Below are 18,928 nucleotides of genomic sequence, written 5' to 3'. Positions count from 1 at the left end.
GCACGCGTGCTTAGCGTGGTCGTATGACGCACAAGCAGCACCCCATCGGAACTGGTTTCACCGCCGCATCGACGGCGGACGAGGTCCTCGACGGCATCGACCTGTCGGGCAAGAACATCATCGTCACCGGCGGCCACGTCGGGCTCGGCTTGGAGACGACCCGGGCGCTGAGCAAGGCCGGCGCCTCCATCACCGTGGGCTCGCGGAACCCGGAGCGGGCCGCGCCCGCGCTCGCCGGGATCGAGCGGGTCGAGATCGACCGGCTGGACCTCCTCGACCCGGTGTCGATCGAAGCCTTCGCCGCCCGCTACCGGGACTCCGGCCGCCCGCTGCACGCCCTGCTCAACAACGCGGGAATCATGGGCGGGCCGCTGGTGCGGGACGCGCGCGGCTACGAATCGCAGTTCGCCACCAACCACCTCGGCCACTTCCAGCTGACCCTCGGTCTGCTGCCCGCGCTGCGCGCCGCTCGTGGCGCCCGCGTCGTCAACCTGACCTCCGGCGGCCACCGGATCTCCGGCATCCGGTGGGACGACCCGCACTTCGCCACCGGGTACGAGCCGATGCTCGGCTACGGCCAGTCGAAGACGGCCAACGTCCTGTTCGCCGTCGAACTCGACCGGAGGTGGGCCGCCGACGGGATCCGGGGCTACGCCGTGCATCCCGGAGTCATCATCGGCACGGACCTGGGCCCGTCCCGGCCCGAGGACGGCGAGGCCGTGCCGGAGGACCAGCTGCGGGCGATGGGACTCATCGACGACGCCGGTCGGCCGATCATCGCCCCGGAACGCGGGCGGAAGACCCCGCAGCAGGGCGCGAGCACCAGCGCCTTCGCCGCGACCAGTCCGCTGCTCGCCGACCTCGGAGGTGTCTACCTGCTGGACAACGACATCTCCGCGCTGGACGTGCCGCGGCCGATCGACTTCGGAACCGACCAGGAGATCACGGCCGAGGTCGTGCCGCACGCGGTCGACCCCGAGTCCGCGCGGCGGCTCTGGGAGCTCAGCGAGCAGCTGCTCACGGCGTAGTCGCCGGGGCGGGGCCGCCGCCGGGCGGGACTGGGATCGGGCGACGTCACGGGCGTTCGCGACGTCCAGGAGCCGCCTCACCAGGTCGCTGCGTCGTCCTTCAGCGCTCCCAGGAGTCGCCAGGTCCGGCGGCGGTCCTCGTCGCCGGTGAGGTCGGTCTGGGTGAGGGTGATCGCGGTGGCCCCGGCTTCGGCGTAGGCGCGGATCCCGGCGGCGACGGTGTCCTCGTCCCCGGCCAGCAGCAGGTCGGCGGCCTCGTTCGCGCCGGACTGCTCGATCGCTCGCCGGTAGGACGGCACGGAGTCGTAGAAGCTCATCTGCCGCTGCGCGCGGGCACGTGCCGCGGCCACGTCGTCGGTGACGACGGCGGGGATCGCGGCGACGATCTGCGGGGCCGGTCGGTCCGCTCGTCGCGCGGCCTCGTTGATCTGCGGCGCGATGTGCTCGGCGATGGCCTTCGGCCCGGCGAGGAAGGGCAGCGTGCCGTCGGCGAGCTCGCCGGTGACGCGCAGCGCCTGCGGGCCCATCGCGGCGACGATCACCGGGATCCGCGTTTCCGCACCGGGCACCGCCGTCGGCAAGGACGGGCGGGCGACCAGCGTCTCGCCCTCGAACGGATCGTCGCGGCCGTCGAGCAGCGGGCGGAGCGCGCTCAGGTGCTCGCGCAAGTGCTTGATCGGCGGCGGATACGGCACGCCGTAGGCGGGTTCCAGGAGGGCCTTCGCGCCCAGCCCGACGCCGAGCCGGAAACGTCCGCCGGTCGCCGCCTGCGCCGTCTTCGCGGCGGAAGCCAGCAGCAGCGGATGCCGCGGGTAGAGGGGCACGATCGACGGGCCCACTCGGACCCCGGGCACCTCCCGGCCCACCGTTGCGCTCACCGCGATCGCGTCGTAGTCGAACATCTGGCCGAACCACACCGCGTCGGCACCGGCGCCCGCCGCTTCGGCCGCGAGCCGCACGGCTTCGTCGATCACGTTGTCCGCGCCGGCCGCGAAGGTGGACAGCGACACCCCGAGTTCCATGCTCGCAACGAACACGGCCCCACCGACCGTTATTCCGCCCCGGCGGCGGAATCCGCGCTCCTACTCCGGACGGGTCACGTCCAGGCCGTGGCGGGTGAGGCGGGTCGTGAGCAGGCGCGCGAGGTAGTGCGCGCGGAGCGCCGCGCGTACCTCGATCAGCCGCCGGGAGCGCGTGGAGCGGGGACCGCACCGGAACTCCGCGCTCGGGAGGCCCGTTCCACGCCAGCGGGCCTCCCGCCCGGACTAGCCCTGCTTGGTGGGGCGGATGGTCAGGTCGCCGATCTCGACGTCGTCGGGTTGCTCGACGGCGAACGCGATGGCGCGGGCCACGGCGTCGGGGCTGAGGCCGAGCTCCGCCATCGTCTGCTGCGCCTGCTGCCGCTGCTCGGGGTCCTGCACGTGGTCGACGAGTTCGGTGCGCACGAACCCCGGCGAGATGGAGGTGGTGCGCAGGACGCCGTCGGTGGATTCCTGGCGCAGCGCTTCCAGCACGGTGCGGACTGCGTTCTTGGTGCCCGCGTAGACGGCCTGTGACGGGACGATCTTCAGCCCGGACGTCGACACGGTGGTGACGAGATGTCCGCGGCCCTGCTCGCGGAACACCGGCAGCGCGGCGGCGATGCCGTGCAGCACGCCGCGCACGTTGACGTCGATCATCTGGTCCCAGTCGTCGACGTCGAGGTCGGCCACCGGCGCGATCCGGGCGACTCCGGCGTTGGCCACCAGCACGTCGAGGCGCCCGAACCGGTCCACGGCCAGCGCCACCAGCCGGTCGAGGTCGGCGCGGTCGGTGACGTCGACGTCGAGCGGTTCCGCCCGGCCGCCTTCGGCGCGGATGCGCGCCACGAGCGCGTCGAGCCGGTCGGTGCGCCGGGCGCCGAGCACGACCGCCGCACCGCGGTTCGCCAACTCCAGGGCGGTCGCCGCGCCGATGCCGCTGCTGGCTCCGGTGATGGCGATGATCTTGCTGTCCAGTCCGCTCATCGGGACCACTCCTCTAAACTGACAACTGTCCGGTTATGGCGTCGACTGTACCGGACAGTTGTCCGTTTGTTCCGGGGAAGGTCGAGGAGGCGCTGTGTCAGGTCGGGAACGCAGGTCGGACGCGGTCGCCAACCGCGACCGCATCGTCGAGGTCGCACGGGCCGAGCTGAGCGAGTCCAACGGCGCCGTCGCCGACCTGAAGCTGCACCGCGTCGCGAAAGCGGCCGGCGTCGGGCAGGGCACGCTCTACCGGCACTTCCCGACGCGCGAACACCTGCTCGCGGAGGTGTACCGGCACGAGCTGACCCAGCTCGTCGACGCGGTCGCGCCGCTGCTGGCCGAACACGCCCCGCTACGCGCGCTGACCGGCTGGATGCAGCGGCTGATCGAGTACGTCCGGGTCAAACGCGGTGTCATGGCGGCGATCGAAGCCTCGGCGTGGCACGACCTGCACGCCGACCAGGGCCATCGGCTCGACGAAGCGCTCGAAGCGCTGCTCGACGCGGGCCGAGCCTCCGGCGACCTGCGCGCCGAGGTCGACGCGGCCGACGTCCTGCTCCTGCTGGGCGCGCTGGCGCGCATCCCCGAAGCGGAGTGGGACGCGCGGGCGCACACCGCCGTGACCGTCATCGTCGACGGCCTCCGCCACCGCTGACGGGCGGCCGTTCCGGTGGTGCCGCAGTCGATTCGCGCGTGGTCGCGCCGGAATCCGGGCACGCTGGTGGCCGACGCCGGAGGGGGATCGGATGCGGGTGTTGCTGGCGACCATCGGGTCGCGGGGTGAGGTGCAGCCGGTGGTGGCGCTGGCGCTGCGGCTGCGGGCGCTCGGGCACGACGCCCGGGTGAGCGTGCCGCCGGATTTCCGGGACCGGATCGAGGATCTGGGGATGCCGGTCGTCGACCTCGGGCCGCGGATGCGGGCGGCGGAGTCCTGGGACCTGTCGTCGCCCGACGGCAAGCGGCGCGCGGCGCAGGAGGCGGTGGCCGCGCAGTTCGGCACGTTGCGGGAAGCCGCCCGGGACTGCGAGGTCCTGGTGGGGTGCGGGGCCGTGATGGTCGCCGCGCGTTCGGTGGCGCAACTGCTGGGGATCGGCCACGTGCACGCGCAGTTCTGCCCCGCCACCTTGCCGTCGCCGCACCACGCACCGGCGCCGTGGCCAGGTTGGCCGCAGGACGCGGCCGGAGATCACCGCGACGCGTGGGCCGCCGACGCTCAGCGCTGGGAGGACACCTGGGGCGCCGCGCTCAACGCGCACCGCGTCGACGCCGGATTGGCTCCGGTCGAGGACGTGCGGGACCACGTCCTGACGGATCAGCCTTGGCTGGCCGCTGATCCGGTGCTGGGGCCGTGGCCCGAACCCGGTGATCCCGGCGTGGTCCAGACGGGCGCCTGGCTCCTGCCCGGTGGCGGGCCGCTCCCCGTCGCGGTCAAGTCCTTTTTGGACGATGGTGCGCCGCCCGTCTACTTCGGACTGGGCAGCATGCCCGCTCCCGGTGGTGACGTAGGGCGGGTGGTGCTCGCGGCCGCGCGGGAGGCCGGACGCCGGGTGATCGTGTCGCGGGGATGGGCGGAACTCGACCTCGATCGCGGCGGCGACCTCCTGGTGGTCGGCGAGGTCGACCACCAGGTGTTGTTCCCGCGGGTCGCCGCCGTCGTGCACCACGGCGGGGCGGGCACGACCACCACCGCCGCGCGGGCCGGCGTGCCGCAGGTCGTGCTTCCCCAGGTCTACGACCAGCACTACTGGGCCCGGCGTGTTGAGGACCTCGGCATCGGAGCCGCGCACCCGGCGGGGATGCCGACTCCCGCGTCGCTGCTCGACGCGCTCGAACGCGCCTCGCGACCGGGCGTGCGAGCTCGCGCCCGTGCCGTCGCCGCCGAGGTGCGCACCGACGGCGCCCGGGTCGCGGCGGAGCGGTTGGCGGGCGGGAGCTGACGCCGCGTCCGGGGCGGGACGAACGGGCACGCTGCGCGGTCGTTCGGGTAGTTCGCCGCCGCGCCTGGATCTCCCGCTGGTGTCCGGGATTCCTCGCGGTCGGCCCTTGGTAAGGGGAACCCCGCCGGAAATCGGCCGCCGCTTGCGTTTCCGGTGGGCACGGCCGTGGTTGCGCCATGTTCGAGGAGCACCGATGACGGTGCGGACGACGAGGCACCGGGTCGAACGATCCGGTGCGGTGATCGGAAGAAGGACGTTGATGAAGAAGTTCGCGACCGGCGCGCTGCTCGGTTTCGGGATGCTGGTGGCCACCGCGGCCCCCGCCGCGGCCGTCGGCTGGTACTACACGGGTTACTGGTACCCCTCGGCCGCCGCGTGCGAGCAGGGCTACCAGGACCTCGTGAACAACCCCGGCGGCGCCGACCTGCCGCACGAGTGCCGGCACACCGGCGTCGGCGTGTACGAGCTCTGGCGCGTCGGCTGACACCTGCGGTGACCGCATGATTCGGCGAGGCCTCCGCCGCGAACCGGCACGAGGCTTCGCCGAACGCAGTGATCTCGATCAGCGCCGTCGCGGTGCTGATCCTCCGGCTGGCGGGGTGAACGGACCGTTCGTCCAATGCCGTTGGGCGAACGGTCCGTTCACTCCCGTTCTGTTCGTCCCGCGGGCTCGGCCGTTACTCTCCGGAGAGCTCGTCGCGGGCGTGGTCGCGCGGGAGGCGGATCTTCGAGTAGAGCCTGCCCGCGCGGATCAGGTGCGGAGTGGCGGCGCTGCGTCCGCGCATTCGGTGCAGGGTGATGGCGATCGACCGGTGGTGCCTGGCCTGGTAGACGACGTCGTCGAGTTCGGCCGCGGTGTCCAGGCCGCGGTGGAACAACCCGAGGGCCTGCTCGTGCTGCTCGTAGTGGTGCAGCGTGCTGCCGATGACCAGCAGCAGCCCGGAGGTCGGCGCCCGCTCGGTCTCGTCGGTGAGCAGCCCCACGGAGTCGCGCAGCGCGTGGAACGCCTCCGCGCGGCGGCCGAGCTCGTGCCGGGCGAGCGCGGTGATGATCATCGCGGTCGACTCGGCGACCTGGTCGTCCACGGACCGGGCGATCTCGGCGGCGGCGGACACGCTCGCCATCGCCGCCGGCGGGCGGCGAGCGGCGAGCTGGAACGAGCCGAGCCCGAGCAGCGCCCGGCACTCGTCGTGCCGATCACCCCGGGACAGCCGCACCGCCTGCTCGCCGTGCAGCAGCGCGCCGCCGACCTGTTCGCGTTCCGCGAAGTTGATGCCGAGCCTCAGGTGGAACCGCATCACCGCGCGGGATTCGCCGGATTCGCGCGCCGCGACGAGCCCGCTCCGCAGGATTTCGGCTTGACCGTGCAGATCACCGACGTGGTGGTGGAAGCGCTCCAGGCTCGACGCGAGCCGCCACACCAGGTCGTGGTGGCCCTCCGCGCGGGCCAGCCGCAGGGCGTGGTGCAGGTTGTGCTCCTCGGTCCGGAAGTACCGCAAACCTGAACCGGGAGAAGGGAGCTGGTCGGCCGTCAGGTCGGGTGACCACCAGAACCGGTCGGCGAGGCTGCGGTGCGCGCCCGCGGCGGTGCTCGCGTAGTGCTCCAGCAGGCGCGCGACCGCGAGGTCGCGCTCCCCCGCACCCGACTCGTCGAGCGACGCCGCCGCCAGCCGCACCAGCTCATCCCGCGCGTACCGGTCCGGGCCGGTTTCGCGCAGCAGGTGCAGGGCCATCAGCTTCTGCAGCGCCCGCCGGGCCTCGGGCGCCGTGGCACCGGCGAGCGCGGTCGCCGCGGCACCGTCGATCTCGGGCCCGGGATGCGCGCCCAGCAGCCGGAACATGCGGCCGCTCGGGGCGTCGAGCTCGCGGTAGCTGGACTCCAGCGCCGAGCGCACCACCGGGCCCGCCTCCGGCAGCGCGAGCCGGTCCAGCCGGTGCTGCTCCGCGGCCAGCGCGTCGGCCGCCGCTCGGACCGTGCCCTGGTCGAAGCGGGTCGCGGCGATCCGCAGCGCCAGCGGGGAGCGGTCGCACGACTCGGCCAGTTCCGCCGCCGCGTCCGGCTCGGCGGCGACCCGCTCGGCGCCGAGCACGCGCTCCAGGAGGGCGATCGCCTCCGGGAGTTCCAGCGCGGGCACCGGAATCCGCACGGCGCCCTCGGTGACGGCCAGGTCGTCGAGCCTGCTGCGGCTCGTCACCAGCACCGCGCAGCCCGGCGCCCCCGGCAGCAGCGGCCGGACCTGCGCGGCGGAACGGGCGTCGTCGAGCAGCACCAGCACCGAGCGCCCCGCCAGCAGCGAGCGGTACAGCGCGGCCCGCTGCTCCACCTCCGGCGGGACCGCGTCGTCGGGCACGCCCAGCGCGCGCAGGAACCCGGCCAGCACCCGGCCCGGTTCGGTGGCCGCACCGGCGCCGAAACCGCGCAGGTCGGCGAACAGCTGCCCGTCTGGGAACCGCGCGGCGACCCGGTGCGCCCAGCGCAGCGCCAACGCCGTCTTGCCGATCCCGGCGGCCCCGACCAGCACGCGCACGGCTCCGTCGGCGGGCGGACCCGCGCCGAGGCGGTCGAGTTCGCGGGTGCGGCCGGTGAAACCGGTCAGCGGCCGGGGAAGTTGCGCCGGAACGGGCGCCGCGGCGGGGCGTTCGTCGACTTCGAGCACGGTGTGGAACGCCTGCCGCAGCGCGCGTCCCGGATCGAGGCCGAGTTCGTCGGCGAGCCGCTGCCGGGTGGCGTGGTAGACCTCCAGCGCGTCCGCTTGCCGGCCCGCGCCGTGCAGCGCCAGCACCAGCAGCCGCACCAGCGGTTCGCGCAGCGGTCGCAGCTCGACGGCGCTGCGCAGCGGTGCGACCGACTCCTCCGCGCGGCCGAGCCGGTGCAGCCGCGTCGCCAGGTCCTCGGTCGCGGCGACCGCAGACTCGTCGGCCCGGACCGCGAGCTCCCTGCGCAGCGACTCCAGCGGGACGTCGGCCAGCACCGGGCCGCGTCGCAGCGCCAGGGCTTCGCGCAGCAGCTCGACGGCCGCCGCGTCGGTCGCGCCGCGCGCCGCCACCAGCAGGTCCTCGAACCGGGTCAGGTCCAGCAGCGAGCGGTCGGCGAGCAGCTGGTAGCCGGGGGAGCGGGTGACGAGCTCGACGCCGTCGCCGAGGGACTTGCGCAGCTGGGCGATGTGGCCCTGCAGCGCGGCTTTCGCCGTTCGCGGCGCGGCGCCCTGCCACACCACGTCGATCAACCGCTCGCCCGGCACCACCGTGCCCAGCTGCCCGGCCAGCGCGGCCAGCACCGCGCGGCGCTTCGCGGCCCCGAGCACGACCGCGCCGCCGTCGCTTCGCAGCAGTTCGACCTGCCCGAGCAGGCGGATGCGGATCACTGGACCTCCGGTGGACGAACCGCCCGGGTCGGCCGCTCCGAGCGCGTTGGCGCGACGTTGGCACCAGATTAGCCGGATCCGTGATCATGGTTGAGTGATCGGGAGCGAAGGGGAGACGTGCCCGTCCAGGCAAGGGAGGGGCATGGGCGAGCACGACGTTCCCGGCGCGGGATCCGCCTCGTGGCGGTGGATCTCGCCGGGATCCGAGCGGTCCGCGGTCGAACCGAGCACCGGATCCGGTGCGGGCGCAGCGACCCGCGGACCGCTCGACAGCCGTCCGCGGTGGGTGGAGGCCGCTCCGGCGCCCCGAGGGGGTGGCGCCGGAGCGCTTCCGGTGGGGCGGGGCCCGCGATGACCGCGATGACCGGTGCGGATTTTGTGCTGTCCACCGCGGAGTTCGACCTCCTCGGCGGCGAGCTGGGAGTGCGGCGCGCGCCGTTCCCGCTGGCGGTGGCCAGCGTCGGCGCGAGCGTGCCGGAGCGCGCCGCGCGCACCGCCGAGGCGTACCGGGCGTTGCACCGGCGCGGGCTCGCGAACGGGGGCGCCCTAGCCGCGCGCCCCGCCGCGCTGCTGCGGATGCTGGTCGACCCGCCGGCCGCGGTGCACCACGCGGGTTGCGGGGATGGTCCGCTCCCGGCGCTGGCGGCGACCGACGGGCGCACCGGGGTGCTCGGCAGGATCGTCGGCGACGAACTGCGGGTGATCGAGATCCGGCCGACCGAGCTGGCGGTGTCGATCGTCGGCGTGCTGCCACGGGGTGCGGCGGCACCGGGCCGGGCGCTGCGGCGGATCCCGCGCGAGGCGCTGCCGGTCGTGACGGGGGAGCCGGGTGCGGGAGGCCGCGCCGAGCTGGTGCGGGCCGGGATGTCCGAGCGCAACGCGGTGGCACTGCTGGGATTGGTGGCGCGACGTCGTGGCGGCGGGAGTTTCGGGGTGGTCCGAGGTGCGCGCGCGGCCGGCTCCGAGGTGAGCTGGTTCGACACCCACCGGGGCCGGTACCTGGTGGCCGCCGACGGGCCCTGGCTGAGCATCGCCCCGGCCGACGATCAGCGCATCGCCCGCCGGGTCGCCGAGCTGATGTCCACAGTGGCCTGACGGGTCGGCGGTTCTCGCCAAGGGCCCGTCGCGTGCGCCCTGCCGCGCTCGGCGCACCGCCGCCGAGTTAAGAATTGATTTCGGTGGGGGTCGAGAATTGCACCGGAGTGGATCGAATGGGCGTCCGGTATTCGACTCCCGCCGGATTCAACACCGCGCCGGCGAGGTTGACTCCGGGTGAACGGCTCGGGTACCCAGTGTTCCGGGAAATCCCTCACCGGACGAGGTTCGGGCCTGTGCCCTGCGGGTTCGACTGCGAGTTCGTGACCTAGGGAAACATGCGCGGACTGCGACTTTCATTACACTTTCACCCCGGAAATACTGCTCAATTCGGGTGATGCGCTGTGGATCTTGACAACGCAGCGTGTGCGCTTCACCATTCCGTCCCAAGCATCGGAACGGGTTGTGCGCGCCGCTGAAACGTGGTCGCCCGGCCCGGTGCGCCCCGAGAAAGACCCCTCCGCGCCGGCGACTCCGCGCATCGAGGCGAACCCCCGAGCGTCCGGACCGACGACCCTGAGGCGTCGCGAGCAACCACGCGGACCGACCGCGTGGACGAGCAGAACGGAAATTCCGGGCACCGTGAGCCAAGAAACCCTCCAGACCGGCGGCGACTCGGGCGGGCAGCCGCCCGTCGACGCCGGGGACGCCGGCTACAGCAAATCGCTGAAAGCACGGCACATCAACATGATCGCCATCGGTGGCGCGATCGGCACCGGGCTCTTCCTCGGTGCGGGCGGCCGGCTCGTGCAGGCCGGGCCCGCCCTCGCCATCGCCTACGCGGTGTGCGGGCTGTTCGCGTTCTTCGTGGTGCGCTCGCTCGGTGAGCTCATCCTCTACCGTCCCTCCTCCGGCGCTTTCGTGTCCTACGCGCGGGAGTTCATGGGCGAGAAGGGGGCCTACACCGCGGGCTGGATGCACTTCCTGAACTGGTCCACCACCGGCATCGCCGACATCACCGCGATCGCGCTCTACGCGCACTTCTGGGCGATGTTCTCGCCGATCCCGCAGTGGGTCCTGGCGCTGATCGCCCTGGCGATCGTGCTCGCGCTGAACATGGTCTCGGTGCGGCTGTTCGGCGAGATGGAGTTCTGGTTCGCCATCGTCAAGGTCGGCGCGCTGGTCGTGTTCATGCTCGTCGGCATCTACCTGATCGTGACCGGCCACGCCATCGACGGCCACCAGGCCGGGTTCTCGATCATCTCCGACAACGGCGGCATCTTCCCGGCCGGGATCGTGCCGGTCGTGCTGATCATGCAGGGCGTCGTGTTCGCCTACGCCTCGGTCGAACTCGTCGGCGTCGCCGCGGGTGAGACCGAGAACCCCGAGAAGATCATGCCGAAGGCGATCAACTCGATCATGTGGCGGATCGGGATCTTCTACGTCGGTTCCGTGGCGCTGCTGACCATGCTGATGCCGTGGAGCTCCTACAAGGACGGCGAGAGCCCGTTCGTCACCGTGCTGGCCAACCTCGGCGTTCCCTACGCCGGTGACGTGATGAACCTCGTGGTGCTGACCGCGGCCATGTCCAGCCTCAACTCGGGGCTGTACTCCACCGGCCGCATCCTGCGCTCCATGTCGCTGGCCGGATCGGCGCCGAAGTTCACCGGCGCGATGAACAAGAGCCAGGTGCCCTACGGCGGCATCCTGCTCACCGCCGCGGTCTGCGTCGTCGGCGTCGGGCTCAACGCGGTCGTGCCGGAGCAGGCGTTCGAGATCGTGCTGAACTTCGCCTCGATCGGCATCCTCGCGACCTGGGCGATCATCGTGCTCAGCCACCTGCTGTTCGTGCGCAAGGCCAACCGCGGCGAGGTCACGCGGCCGAGCTACCGGCTGCCGTTCTCCCCGTACATCGAGTACGTCACGCTGGCCTTCCTGGCTTCCGTCGTGGTGCTGATGGGCTTCGACGAGATCGGGCAGATCACCCTGATGGCGTTGCCGCTGATCCTCATCGCGCTGGTCATCGGCTGGTTCTGCGTCCGCGGGCGCATCGACATGTCCGCGATGGAACGCGAGTAGTTCCGAGCGAGGTCAGCGGGCCGTCCGACCGGCAGGTCGGGCGGCCCGTCGCCGTTTCGCGACGCTGGAGTGATCCACCGGGGCCCCGCTTCGGTTAGGGTTCCCGGCGGTTGATCGAAGTGGACCGTTCGGAGGCCCGGATGACGGACGCGGCACCGCCGCTGCTGGCCGGTCGGTACCGGCTCGGCAGGCGCTTGGGGCGCGGTGGGATGTCCGAGGTGTACCGCGCGGTGGACACCCGGCTGCAACGACCGGTCGCGGTCAAGGTGTTCCGCTCCAACGCCGACGAGTCCTCCCGCCGCCGCTTCGAGGACGAAGCCCGGCTGCTGGCCCGGTTGAGCCATCCCGGCCTGGTCACCGTGCACGACTTCGGCGCGGAGTCCGGCGACGGCGAGCCCTTCCTGGTGATGCAGCTCGTCGAGGGCCGCACCCTCACCAACGTCATCGAATCGGGCACCGTCGAGCCCGAAGACGTCCTCGAACTCGGCAGGCGGATCGCCGTGGTGCTCGCGTACGTGCACGAGAACGGCATCGTGCACCGGGACGTGAAGCCGTCCAACGTGCTGATCACCGACGACGAGCAGGTCTTCCTCGCCGACTTCGGCATCTCCCGGCTCGCGGACGCGGTGGGCCGGATGACCGACTCCGGCATCATCATGGGTTCCGCGCACTACATGGCGCCCGAGCAGGTCCGCGACGAGGAGATCGGCTACCCCGCCGACCTGTACTCGCTGGCCCTGGTGCTGCTGGAGTGCCTCACCGGCCGGGCCGAGTACGACGGCACCAAAGCCGAGGCCGCGGTGGCGCGCCTGACCCGCAAGCCGCGCATCCCCGAGTCGTTGCCCGAGCCGCTCGCCGGGACGCTGCGCGCGATGACCGCCGACGACCCCGACGACCGGCCGTCGGCGGCCCGCTGCGTGCGGCTGCTGTCCGGGGAGATCAGCCCGTCCGCGGCGAAGCCGGAGGTCGACCCGACGCTGCCCGTGGAGGCGGCCGGTGAGGAACCCGCCCGCCGCCGGAGGTGGTGGCCGTGGCTCGGGGTGCCGATCGCGGCGGCGGTCCTCGGCGCGGTGTTCCTGCTGCTGCCGGTGGAGAGCGCGCCGGACCTGCCGATGCCGCCGCCCGTCACCGGGCCGCCCGGGGTGGACCGGCTGCCCGCGGACCTGGCGAACCTGACCGAGCTGGTGGACGAATGAGAACACCACTGTGGACCGTTCTGGCCGCGCTGCTGCTCAGTTCGTGCAGCGGTGCCCCGCGAACGCTCGTCGAACCGGACGTGCGCGCCGCGCTGAAGGCGGCCGTGTCCGAAGTGGACAGCGCGGCGCGGCGGCACGACCGGGTGGCGTCGGAGTTCGCGCTCGCGGAGCTGACCAGGGGCATCGCCGAGGCCCAGGCCCGCGGCAGGTTGGACCCCGCCTACGCCCGCAGCCTGCTGACGGCCGCCGACCGCGTGGCCGAGGACGTCGCGACCCTCCCGCTGCCCGCACCGCCGCCGCCCGTGGTCGTCACCGTGCCCGGGGAACCGCCGGCGCCGGGGCAGGTGGTCACGGCGCCCGGTACGACGGTCAAGGCGCCGCCGGACGCGACGTTGCCGCCGGGGCAGGCCAAGAAGCAGACCGAGGCGCCGCAGCAGCCGGTGCCGAACTCGCCGGGAAGTCCTCCGGCGAACGAGCAGAACGGCCAGAGCGGGGACAACGTCGGCACCGACCAGTCGCAGAACGGCCAGGGGAACGCGAACGGCCGGGGGACCTCGGGCGACCAGGGCGACTCGGACGGTCAGGGCGACTCGGGCGGTCAGTGAAGCAGCGGCCGGAAACGCCCTTCTCCCGCGCCGGGCCACCGCCCGCGAAGTGGATCTTCACTGGGAAAGCCCTGGGTTGTCGTGCTACGAAACCTTGTCGGCTCCGGCCCTCGTTGCGCTAACGTCGGGCGCACTGGGATGGAGCTGCCGGCGGCGCGATGGTGCCCCGGCGACAGCGAGGAGCGGTCGGTGCACGACGACATGGGGGCGTGGCGGGTACGAGGCCCGCGAGATCCGCACAGCGGCGAACCGAGGTCCTGCGTCGAGGCCGTGTGGGCGGAGGTCATCCGGGCCGCGACGGCCGCGGCGGACCCGATCATCCCCGAGCAGGCCGGTTGTTCCCCGTTCTGCTTGGACGTGCCGGAAGACGGCGCCGCGGCTCATCTCGACGGCGCGGGCGAGGAGTGCTGGGCCGGTTCCATCAAAGGAGATCCGGGCTTCTTCGACGGCGATCTCTGGGGAGTCGCGCTGCCCGCGGCGGGCGAGCGCGAACACTGACGGGCGCCCGGAGCGCGGTGCGCGCGCTCCGGTCGACGCGCCGGGTGGGGGCTCATCGCGGTGCGTCCTCCGAGGCGGTGCGGTGCTGGCGGGGAGCGGGCCGCTCGCGCGGCGACCTGCGCGGGAACGCGCCCGACCATGATCATTTCATTGCCGTCCGAGCGGGCTCGGGCCGGGCCCGGCTGCGGCGCCGTTCGAGGGGTCGAGTACGAATTCCGGGCGGGATCGGTGAAAAAAGCCCGGCAAGATCGGGGGGAAGTCGGATTCGATCTTGATCGACTTCCCGTCGCCGTGGTATCGGTCTCCCCGTGACCTGCGAGGACGCACCCAGCGTCGCTCAACCGCCCGGAAATCGGACAGATCGGAAGAGTTTTCTCCCAGGTTAGTGCACTTCAGCGCCATTGTTGGTAGTAGTTGCAGCGACCCGAGTGTTCGTGCACCCCTTGTACGAACCGTCCGAAGGGTCAGGCGGCGGGATCTTCCCCGAAACGCCCGCTCGACAAGCCGGACCCGCGTGGAACCCGGTGGGCGGGAGTCGGTACCGTCGCCGCACCGATCAAGAGAAACCCCACATCACGGAGGACATGGTGGCCCTTCCCCAGCTGACCGAGGAGCAGCGGGCAGCAGCTTTGGAAAAGGCGGCTGCCGCCCGTCGCGCCCGAGCCGAGCTCAAAGAGCGCCTCAAGCGCGGTGGAACCAGCCTGGCAGAGGTCCTGGACACCGCCGACAACGACGAGGTCTTGGGCAAGATGAAGGTGTCCGCGCTGCTTGAGGCCCTTCCCGGCGTGGGCAAGGTCCGCGCACAGCAGATCATGGAGCGGCTGGAGATCGCTAACAGCCGCCGGCTCCGCGGGCTGGGTGAGCGTCAGCGCAAGGCGCTGCTCACCGAGTTCGCCGCCGAGTGATCGACACCCGTACCGGTGTCGAGCCGGGGTCGGTCCGTCAGGACGGGCCCCGGCTCACCGTCGTTTCCGGGCCTTCCGGCGTCGGGAAGTCCAGCGTGCTGAACGAGCTGCGCGAGCAGGCACCGGAGATCTACTTCAGCGTTTCGGTGACCACCAGGCGCCCCCGCGCGGGCGAGGTGGACGGCGCGCACTACCACTTCGTCGGCGTCGCCGAGTTCGAGCGGATGGTCGCCGCGGGCGAACTCCTCGAGCACGCGCGGTACGCGGGCAACTACTACGGCACGCCCCGCGGGCCCGTCGAGCACGCGCTCGCCGCCGGTCGCGACGCCGTGCTGGAGATCGAACTGCAGGGCGCCCGGCAGGTGCGCGAGTCGATGCCCGAGGCGCGGCTCGTGATGCTGCTGCCGCCGTCCTGGGAGGAGCTCGTGCAGCGGCTCACCGGGCGCGGCACCGAAGATCCCGAGGTCGTCGAGGCCCGCTTGCAGACCGCGCGGGAAGAGCTCGCCGCCGAACCGGAGTTCGACGACACCGTGGTCAACGCCGATGTGCGGTCCGCGACCAGCGAATTGATACGATTGGTGACCGGTCGCCGGGTCTGAGCCCGTGCTCGGATGCCGGACCGGCGCCAGCCGTCGGCCGAGCCGAGTCGCCGCGGTCCACGCGCCGGCGCCCACCGCATTCTTCGTTCAGAGCAGGAGCCACCACGTGACCACGCCCAACGCGCTCGCCGCCCTCAACACCCGGTCCTCGCTGACCTCGCCGGAGGGCATCACCAACCCGCCGATCGACGACCTGCTGGAGCAGGTCAGCTCGAAGTACGCGCTGGCGATCTACGCGGCCAAGCGCGCCCGGCAGATCAACGACTACTACGCCCAGCTCGGCGAAGGCCTGCTGGAGTACGTCGGACCGCTGGTGGAGCCGGGCCCGCGGGAGAAGCCGCTGTCCATCGCGCTGCGCGAGATCCACTCCGGCGTTCTCGAGCACACCGAAGGCGAGTGAGCCGGAACTCCCCGTGACACAGCAACCTTCCGGGCGTCGCCCGCGGGTCGTGCTGGGCGTCAGCGGCGGCATCGCGGCCTACAAGGCCTGCGACGTGCTGCGCCGGCTGACCGAATCCGGTCATGACGTGCGGGTGGTGCCCACCGAGTCGGCGTTGAACTTCGTCGGTTCCGCCACCTTCGAGGCGTTGTCCGGGCATCCGGTGCGCACCGGGGTGTTCACCGACGTCGACCAGGTGCAGCACGTGCGGCTCGGTCAGGAGGCCGAGCTCGTCGTGGTCGCGCCGGCCACCGCGGACCTGCTCGCGCGCGCCGCGCACGGCCAAGCCGACGACCTGCTCACCTCGACGCTGCTCACCGCGAGGTGCCCGGTGCTGATGGTGCCCGCGATGCACACCGAGATGTGGGAGCACCCGGCGACGCGGCAGAACGTGGCGACCTTGCGCTCCAGGGGAGTGGTCGTCGCGGAACCGGCCAGCGGCAGGCTCACCGGCAAGGACACCGGCAAGGGCCGGTTGCCGGACCCGGTGGAGATCGTCGACCTGGGCCGGTTGCTGCTGTCCTCGGCGTCCGCGCTGCCCCGGGACCTGGAAGGCCGCCGGGTGGTGATCTCGGCGGGAGGCACCCGGGAGCCGCTGGATCCGGTGCGGTACCTGGGGAATCGCTCGTCCGGTCGGCAGGGCTACGCGTTGGCGCGGGTCGCCGCGCACCGCGGTGCCGAGGTCGTGCTGATCTCCGCGCACACGGCGGACCTGGTGGAACCCGCCGGAGTGCGCGTGGTGCACGTGGGCACCGCCGAGCAGCTGCGGGAATCGGTGCTGGCCGAGTCGCAGGGGGCCGACGCGGTCGTGATGGCCGCGGCGGTCGCCGACTTCCGGCCCGTCGACCTCGCCCAGCACAAGATCAAGAAGGTGGACGCGGACCCGGCGCCGGTGAAGCTGACCCGGAACCCGGACATCCTCGCCGAGCTCGTCGAGCGGCGCCGCGACGGCGAGCTCGACACCGGTCTGATCGTCGGTTTCGCCGCCGAGACCGGGGACCCGGACACCCCGGTGCTCGACCACGGCCGCCGCAAGCTCGACCGCAAGGGCTGCGACCTGCTGGTGGTGAACACCGTCGGCGACGGCAAGGCCTTCGAGATGGAGGACAACGCGGGCTGGCTGCTGTCCACCGACGGCACCGAGACCCCGCTGCCGCACGGCGCGAAGTCCCTGCTCTCGGCGCGGCTGTGGGATGCTGTGACCCGGCGGCTCGGCGAGCGGAGCTGAGTCCGGGCCGCACCCGTTCTCCCAGGGGGTGGGATCGTGCGGCGGCTGTTCACCAGCGAATCGGTGACCGAGGGGCACCCGGACAAGATCTGCGACGCGCTCAGCGACGCGGCGCTGGACGCGCTGCTCGCGCAGGACCCGCTGTCCCGCGTCGCCGTGGAGGCGATGGTCACCACCGGGCAGGTGCACATCGCGGGCGAGGTCACCAGCGAGGCCTACGTCGACATCCCCGCGCTCGTGCGGGAACGCGTGCTGGAGATCGGGTACGACTCCTCCGCGAAGGGGTTCGACGGGAACTCCTGCGGCGTGAACGTCGCCATCGGAGCGCAATCGCCCGACATCGCGCGCGGCGTGGACCGCGGCTACGAATCCCGCGTCGAAGGGCTCGACGACGAGGTCGCGCGGCAGGGCGCCGGAGATCAGGGGCTGATGTTCGGCTACGCCTGCGCCGACACCCCGGAACGCATGCCGCTGCCGATCGCGCTGGCCCACCGGCTCGCCCGGCGGTTGGCGCGGGTGCGCAAGGACGGGTTGCTGCCGCACCTGCGCCCGGACGGCAAGACGCAGGTGACCGTCGAGTACGCCGGGGATCGGCCGGTGGCGCTGGACACCGTGGTCGTGTCCGCCCAGCACGCGGCCGACGTCGACCCGGCCCGGCTCGACGCCGAGGTGCGCGAACTGGTCGTCGCCCCGGAGGTCGCCGGGCTGGAGCTGGACGAGTCGGGGATGCGGGTGCTGGTGAACCCGACGGGGCGGTTCGTGGTGGGCGGGCCGATGGGCGATGCCGGGCTCACCGGGCGGAAGATCATGGTGGACACCTACGGCGGCATGGCCCGCCACGGCGGCGGTGCCTTCTCCGGCAAGGATCCGTCCAAAGTCGACCGATCAGCGGCGTACGCGCTGCGGTGGATCGCGGGCAACGTCGTGGCCGCAGGGCTCGCGGAGCGCGTCGAGGTGCAGGTGGCCTACGCCATCGGCGCCGCGGCCCCGGTCGGGTTGTCGGTGGCGACCTTCGGCACCGAAACCGTTGCGCCGCAACGGATCCAGGACGCCATCGGTGCCGTGTTCGACCTGCGGCCCGCTGCGATCATCCGCGATCTCGGCCTGCTGCGGCCGATCTACGCGCCGACCGCGGCCTACGGGCACTTCGGGCGCACCGAGCTCGACCTGCCCTGGGAACGCGCGGACCGGGCCGCCGCGTTGCGCGCCGCGGTCTGATCACCGCCTGTCTTTGATCTTGCCTTCCCGGGTGAGCGGGGTCGGTGGTCGTTGTCTTGTCCGGAGCCGCTGGGGTTCCGCTACCCGACCCACTGCTCGAGCCGAGATCAACGGCAGGCGGTCAGCTCCAGCCGTGGATCGAGAACGGGACTCCGGTGCGCAGCGCCCGGATGCCCAGCGCCGCGTACCCGATCATCGGTTCGGGCAGCGCGTCCACCGGGAACCAGTCGAGGCCGTGGCACTTGGCGGGCTCGCGGTTCGACGGCTCCCCGTCCCAGCGGGCGGTGCGGAAGAACAGCCCGAACCGCGGCTCCTGGCCGGAGCCGGTGATGTGCACGGTGTGCACGTGCGCGAGGTCCGCCGGGTCGATCCGCACCCCGACCTCCTCCCACGCCTCGCGGGCGGCGGCGGAGAGCACGTCCTCACCCGCGTCGACCTTGCCCGCGGGCAGGTGCCAGCAGCCGTCGAAGGCGTCGCCGCGGCGCTTGCTGAGCAGGACCCGGTCCTCGCGCACCAGCAGGACGTGGGCGTCGACGAGATGTCGATCAGGCATGCGCGGAAATCCTCACCCTCGGCCGGAGACGGGGCCGAAGCCTACTGCCTGCCTTTGATCTTGTCTTTCCAGGTGAGTGGCGTTGTCGGTCGTTGTCTTGTCAGCGGCGGAGCCGCTGAGCAGTGATCAGCCTGAGCAAGAAGACCACCGGCGGGTTCTCAGCGGCTTCCTCGCGAGGACAGCGATTTCGCTGTGTATGGACATACATGAGAAATCGATCCCGCAGCGAGGAAGCCG

Annotated in this window: 18 protein-coding genes; 14 read left to right on the top strand and 4 right to left on the bottom strand. The window is 72.4% G+C overall.

Translation table 11 applies throughout. The features are described 5' to 3' along the window. The first annotated feature begins 23 nt into the window (after positions 1-23). Positions 24-1,028, top strand: coding sequence for an SDR family NAD(P)-dependent oxidoreductase (locus tag ACWD38_RS22880; RefSeq protein WP_450124870.1), 1,005 nt, complete (start codon positions 24-26; stop codon positions 1,026-1,028). 77 nt (positions 1,029-1,105) lie between these two features. On the opposite strand, the gene ACWD38_RS22875 is transcribed toward ACWD38_RS22880, so the two are convergent. Beyond that, positions 1,106-2,065, bottom strand: coding sequence for a TIGR03564 family F420-dependent LLM class oxidoreductase (locus ACWD38_RS22875; protein ID WP_450124869.1), 960 nt, complete (start codon positions 2,063-2,065; stop codon positions 1,106-1,108). Positions 2,066-2,293: 228 nt separating this feature from the next. Beyond that, positions 2,294-3,034, bottom strand: a complete 741-nt coding sequence (locus ACWD38_RS22870) for an SDR family oxidoreductase (protein ID WP_450124868.1) — start codon at positions 3,032-3,034, stop codon at positions 2,294-2,296. Between the two features lie 94 nt (positions 3,035-3,128). Here ACWD38_RS22870 and ACWD38_RS22865 point away from each other — a divergent pair, with 94 nt between their 5' ends. The 3 genes from ACWD38_RS22865 to ACWD38_RS22855 all read left to right on the top strand — a co-directional run bounded on the left by ACWD38_RS22865 (position 3,129) and on the right by ACWD38_RS22855 (position 5,455). Then, entirely contained in the window at positions 3,129-3,689 is a 561-nt protein-coding gene (locus tag ACWD38_RS22865) for a TetR/AcrR family transcriptional regulator (protein WP_450124867.1), read from the top strand. A 91-nt stretch (positions 3,690-3,780) separates the two neighbouring features. Beyond that, on the top strand, positions 3,781-4,971 hold the full coding sequence (locus ACWD38_RS22860) for a glycosyltransferase (RefSeq protein ID WP_450124866.1): 1,191 nt from the start codon (positions 3,781-3,783) through the stop codon (positions 4,969-4,971). A gap of 259 nt (positions 4,972-5,230) precedes the next feature. Continuing rightward, on the top strand, positions 5,231-5,455 hold the full coding sequence (locus ACWD38_RS22855) for a hypothetical protein (RefSeq protein WP_450124865.1): 225 nt from the start codon (positions 5,231-5,233) through the stop codon (positions 5,453-5,455). Positions 5,456-5,648: 193 nt separating this feature from the next. On the opposite strand, the gene ACWD38_RS22850 is transcribed toward ACWD38_RS22855, so the two are convergent. Further along, the gene (locus tag ACWD38_RS22850) at positions 5,649-8,336 is read right to left on the bottom strand and encodes a BTAD domain-containing putative transcriptional regulator (protein WP_450124864.1); all 2,688 of its coding nucleotides are present in this window, start codon (positions 8,334-8,336) and stop codon (positions 5,649-5,651) included. A gap of 351 nt (positions 8,337-8,687) precedes the next feature. Here ACWD38_RS22850 and ACWD38_RS22845 point away from each other — a divergent pair, with 351 nt between their 5' ends. The 10 genes from ACWD38_RS22845 (at position 8,688) to metK (ending at position 18,138) form a co-directional block, all read left to right on the top strand. Beyond that, entirely contained in the window at positions 8,688-9,431 is a 744-nt protein-coding gene (locus tag ACWD38_RS22845) for an ESX secretion-associated protein EspG (RefSeq protein WP_450124863.1), read from the top strand. A 687-nt stretch (positions 9,432-10,118) separates the two neighbouring features. Continuing rightward, positions 10,119-11,450, top strand: a complete 1,332-nt coding sequence (locus ACWD38_RS22840; protein ID WP_184484994.1) for an amino acid permease — start codon at positions 10,119-10,121, stop codon at positions 11,448-11,450. Between the two features lie 140 nt (positions 11,451-11,590). Further along, complete coding sequence (locus ACWD38_RS22835; RefSeq protein ID WP_450124862.1) at positions 11,591-12,646, top strand: serine/threonine-protein kinase; 1,056 nt, start codon at positions 11,591-11,593, stop codon at positions 12,644-12,646. Beyond that, positions 12,643-13,251 carry a hypothetical protein gene (locus tag ACWD38_RS22830; protein WP_450124861.1) on the top strand — a complete coding sequence of 203 codons (609 nt, stop codon included), beginning with the start codon at positions 12,643-12,645 and terminating at the stop codon, positions 13,249-13,251. The genes ACWD38_RS22835 and ACWD38_RS22830 overlap by 4 nt, the downstream gene beginning before the upstream one ends. A 189-nt stretch (positions 13,252-13,440) precedes the next feature. Further along, a complete protein-coding gene (locus ACWD38_RS22825) occupies positions 13,441-13,749 on the top strand; it encodes a hypothetical protein (RefSeq protein ID WP_184478178.1) in 309 nt (102 codons plus the stop codon). A 587-nt stretch (positions 13,750-14,336) separates the two neighbouring features. After that, positions 14,337-14,654 carry an integration host factor, actinobacterial type gene (gene mihF, locus ACWD38_RS22820; RefSeq protein WP_184484996.1) on the top strand — a complete coding sequence of 106 codons (318 nt, stop codon included), beginning with the start codon at positions 14,337-14,339 and terminating at the stop codon, positions 14,652-14,654. Then, the gene (gene gmk / locus ACWD38_RS22815; protein ID WP_184478179.1) at positions 14,651-15,253 is read left to right on the top strand and encodes a guanylate kinase; all 603 of its coding nucleotides are present in this window, start codon (positions 14,651-14,653) and stop codon (positions 15,251-15,253) included. Before mihF ends, gmk begins: the two co-directional genes overlap by 4 nt. 106 nt (positions 15,254-15,359) lie before the next feature. Continuing rightward, positions 15,360-15,653 carry a DNA-directed RNA polymerase subunit omega gene (gene rpoZ, locus ACWD38_RS22810; protein ID WP_184478180.1) on the top strand — a complete coding sequence of 98 codons (294 nt, stop codon included), beginning with the start codon at positions 15,360-15,362 and terminating at the stop codon, positions 15,651-15,653. A gap of 13 nt (positions 15,654-15,666) precedes the next feature. After that, the gene (gene coaBC, locus ACWD38_RS22805; RefSeq protein ID WP_184478181.1) at positions 15,667-16,920 is read left to right on the top strand and encodes a bifunctional phosphopantothenoylcysteine decarboxylase/phosphopantothenate--cysteine ligase CoaBC; all 1,254 of its coding nucleotides are present in this window, start codon (positions 15,667-15,669) and stop codon (positions 16,918-16,920) included. Positions 16,921-16,965: 45 nt separating this feature from the next. Next, complete coding sequence (metK, locus tag ACWD38_RS22800) at positions 16,966-18,138, top strand: methionine adenosyltransferase (RefSeq protein ID WP_450124881.1); 1,173 nt, start codon at positions 16,966-16,968, stop codon at positions 18,136-18,138. A gap of 121 nt (positions 18,139-18,259) precedes the next feature. Here metK and ACWD38_RS22795 read toward each other — a convergent pair whose 3' ends face one another. Continuing rightward, positions 18,260-18,691 (bottom strand): NUDIX hydrolase, encoded by a 432-nt coding sequence (locus ACWD38_RS22795; protein ID WP_450124860.1) that lies wholly within the window; start codon positions 18,689-18,691, stop codon positions 18,260-18,262. Positions 18,692-18,928 lie beyond the last annotated feature (237 nt).

The sequence above is a fragment of the Saccharopolyspora sp. NPDC002578 genome (genome assembly GCF_053592695.1).
This window is presented reverse-complemented; position numbering and strand designations above follow the sequence as displayed.

What these genes read in the sequence shown, in the direction of transcription:
- ACWD38_RS22880 (WP_450124870.1), top strand. Translation starts at nt 24, where the DNA reads ATGACGCACAAGCAGCACCCCATCGGAACTGGTTTCACCGCCGCATCG.
- ACWD38_RS22870 (WP_450124868.1), bottom strand. Translation starts at nt 3,034, where the DNA reads ATGAGCGGACTGGACAGCAAGATCATCGCCATCACCGGAGCCAGCAGC.
- ACWD38_RS22860 (WP_450124866.1), top strand. Translation starts at nt 3,781, where the DNA reads ATGCGGGTGTTGCTGGCGACCATCGGGTCGCGGGGTGAGGTGCAGCCG.
- ACWD38_RS22855 (WP_450124865.1), top strand. Translation starts at nt 5,231, where the DNA reads ATGAAGAAGTTCGCGACCGGCGCGCTGCTCGGTTTCGGGATGCTGGTG.
- ACWD38_RS22845 (WP_450124863.1), top strand. Translation starts at nt 8,688, where the DNA reads ATGACCGCGATGACCGGTGCGGATTTTGTGCTGTCCACCGCGGAGTTC.
- ACWD38_RS22840 (WP_184484994.1), top strand. Translation starts at nt 10,119, where the DNA reads ATGATCGCCATCGGTGGCGCGATCGGCACCGGGCTCTTCCTCGGTGCG.
- ACWD38_RS22835 (WP_450124862.1), top strand. Translation starts at nt 11,591, where the DNA reads ATGACGGACGCGGCACCGCCGCTGCTGGCCGGTCGGTACCGGCTCGGC.
- ACWD38_RS22830 (WP_450124861.1), top strand. Translation starts at nt 12,643, where the DNA reads ATGAGAACACCACTGTGGACCGTTCTGGCCGCGCTGCTGCTCAGTTCG.
- ACWD38_RS22795 (WP_450124860.1), bottom strand. Translation starts at nt 18,691, where the DNA reads ATGCCTGATCGACATCTCGTCGACGCCCACGTCCTGCTGGTGCGCGAG.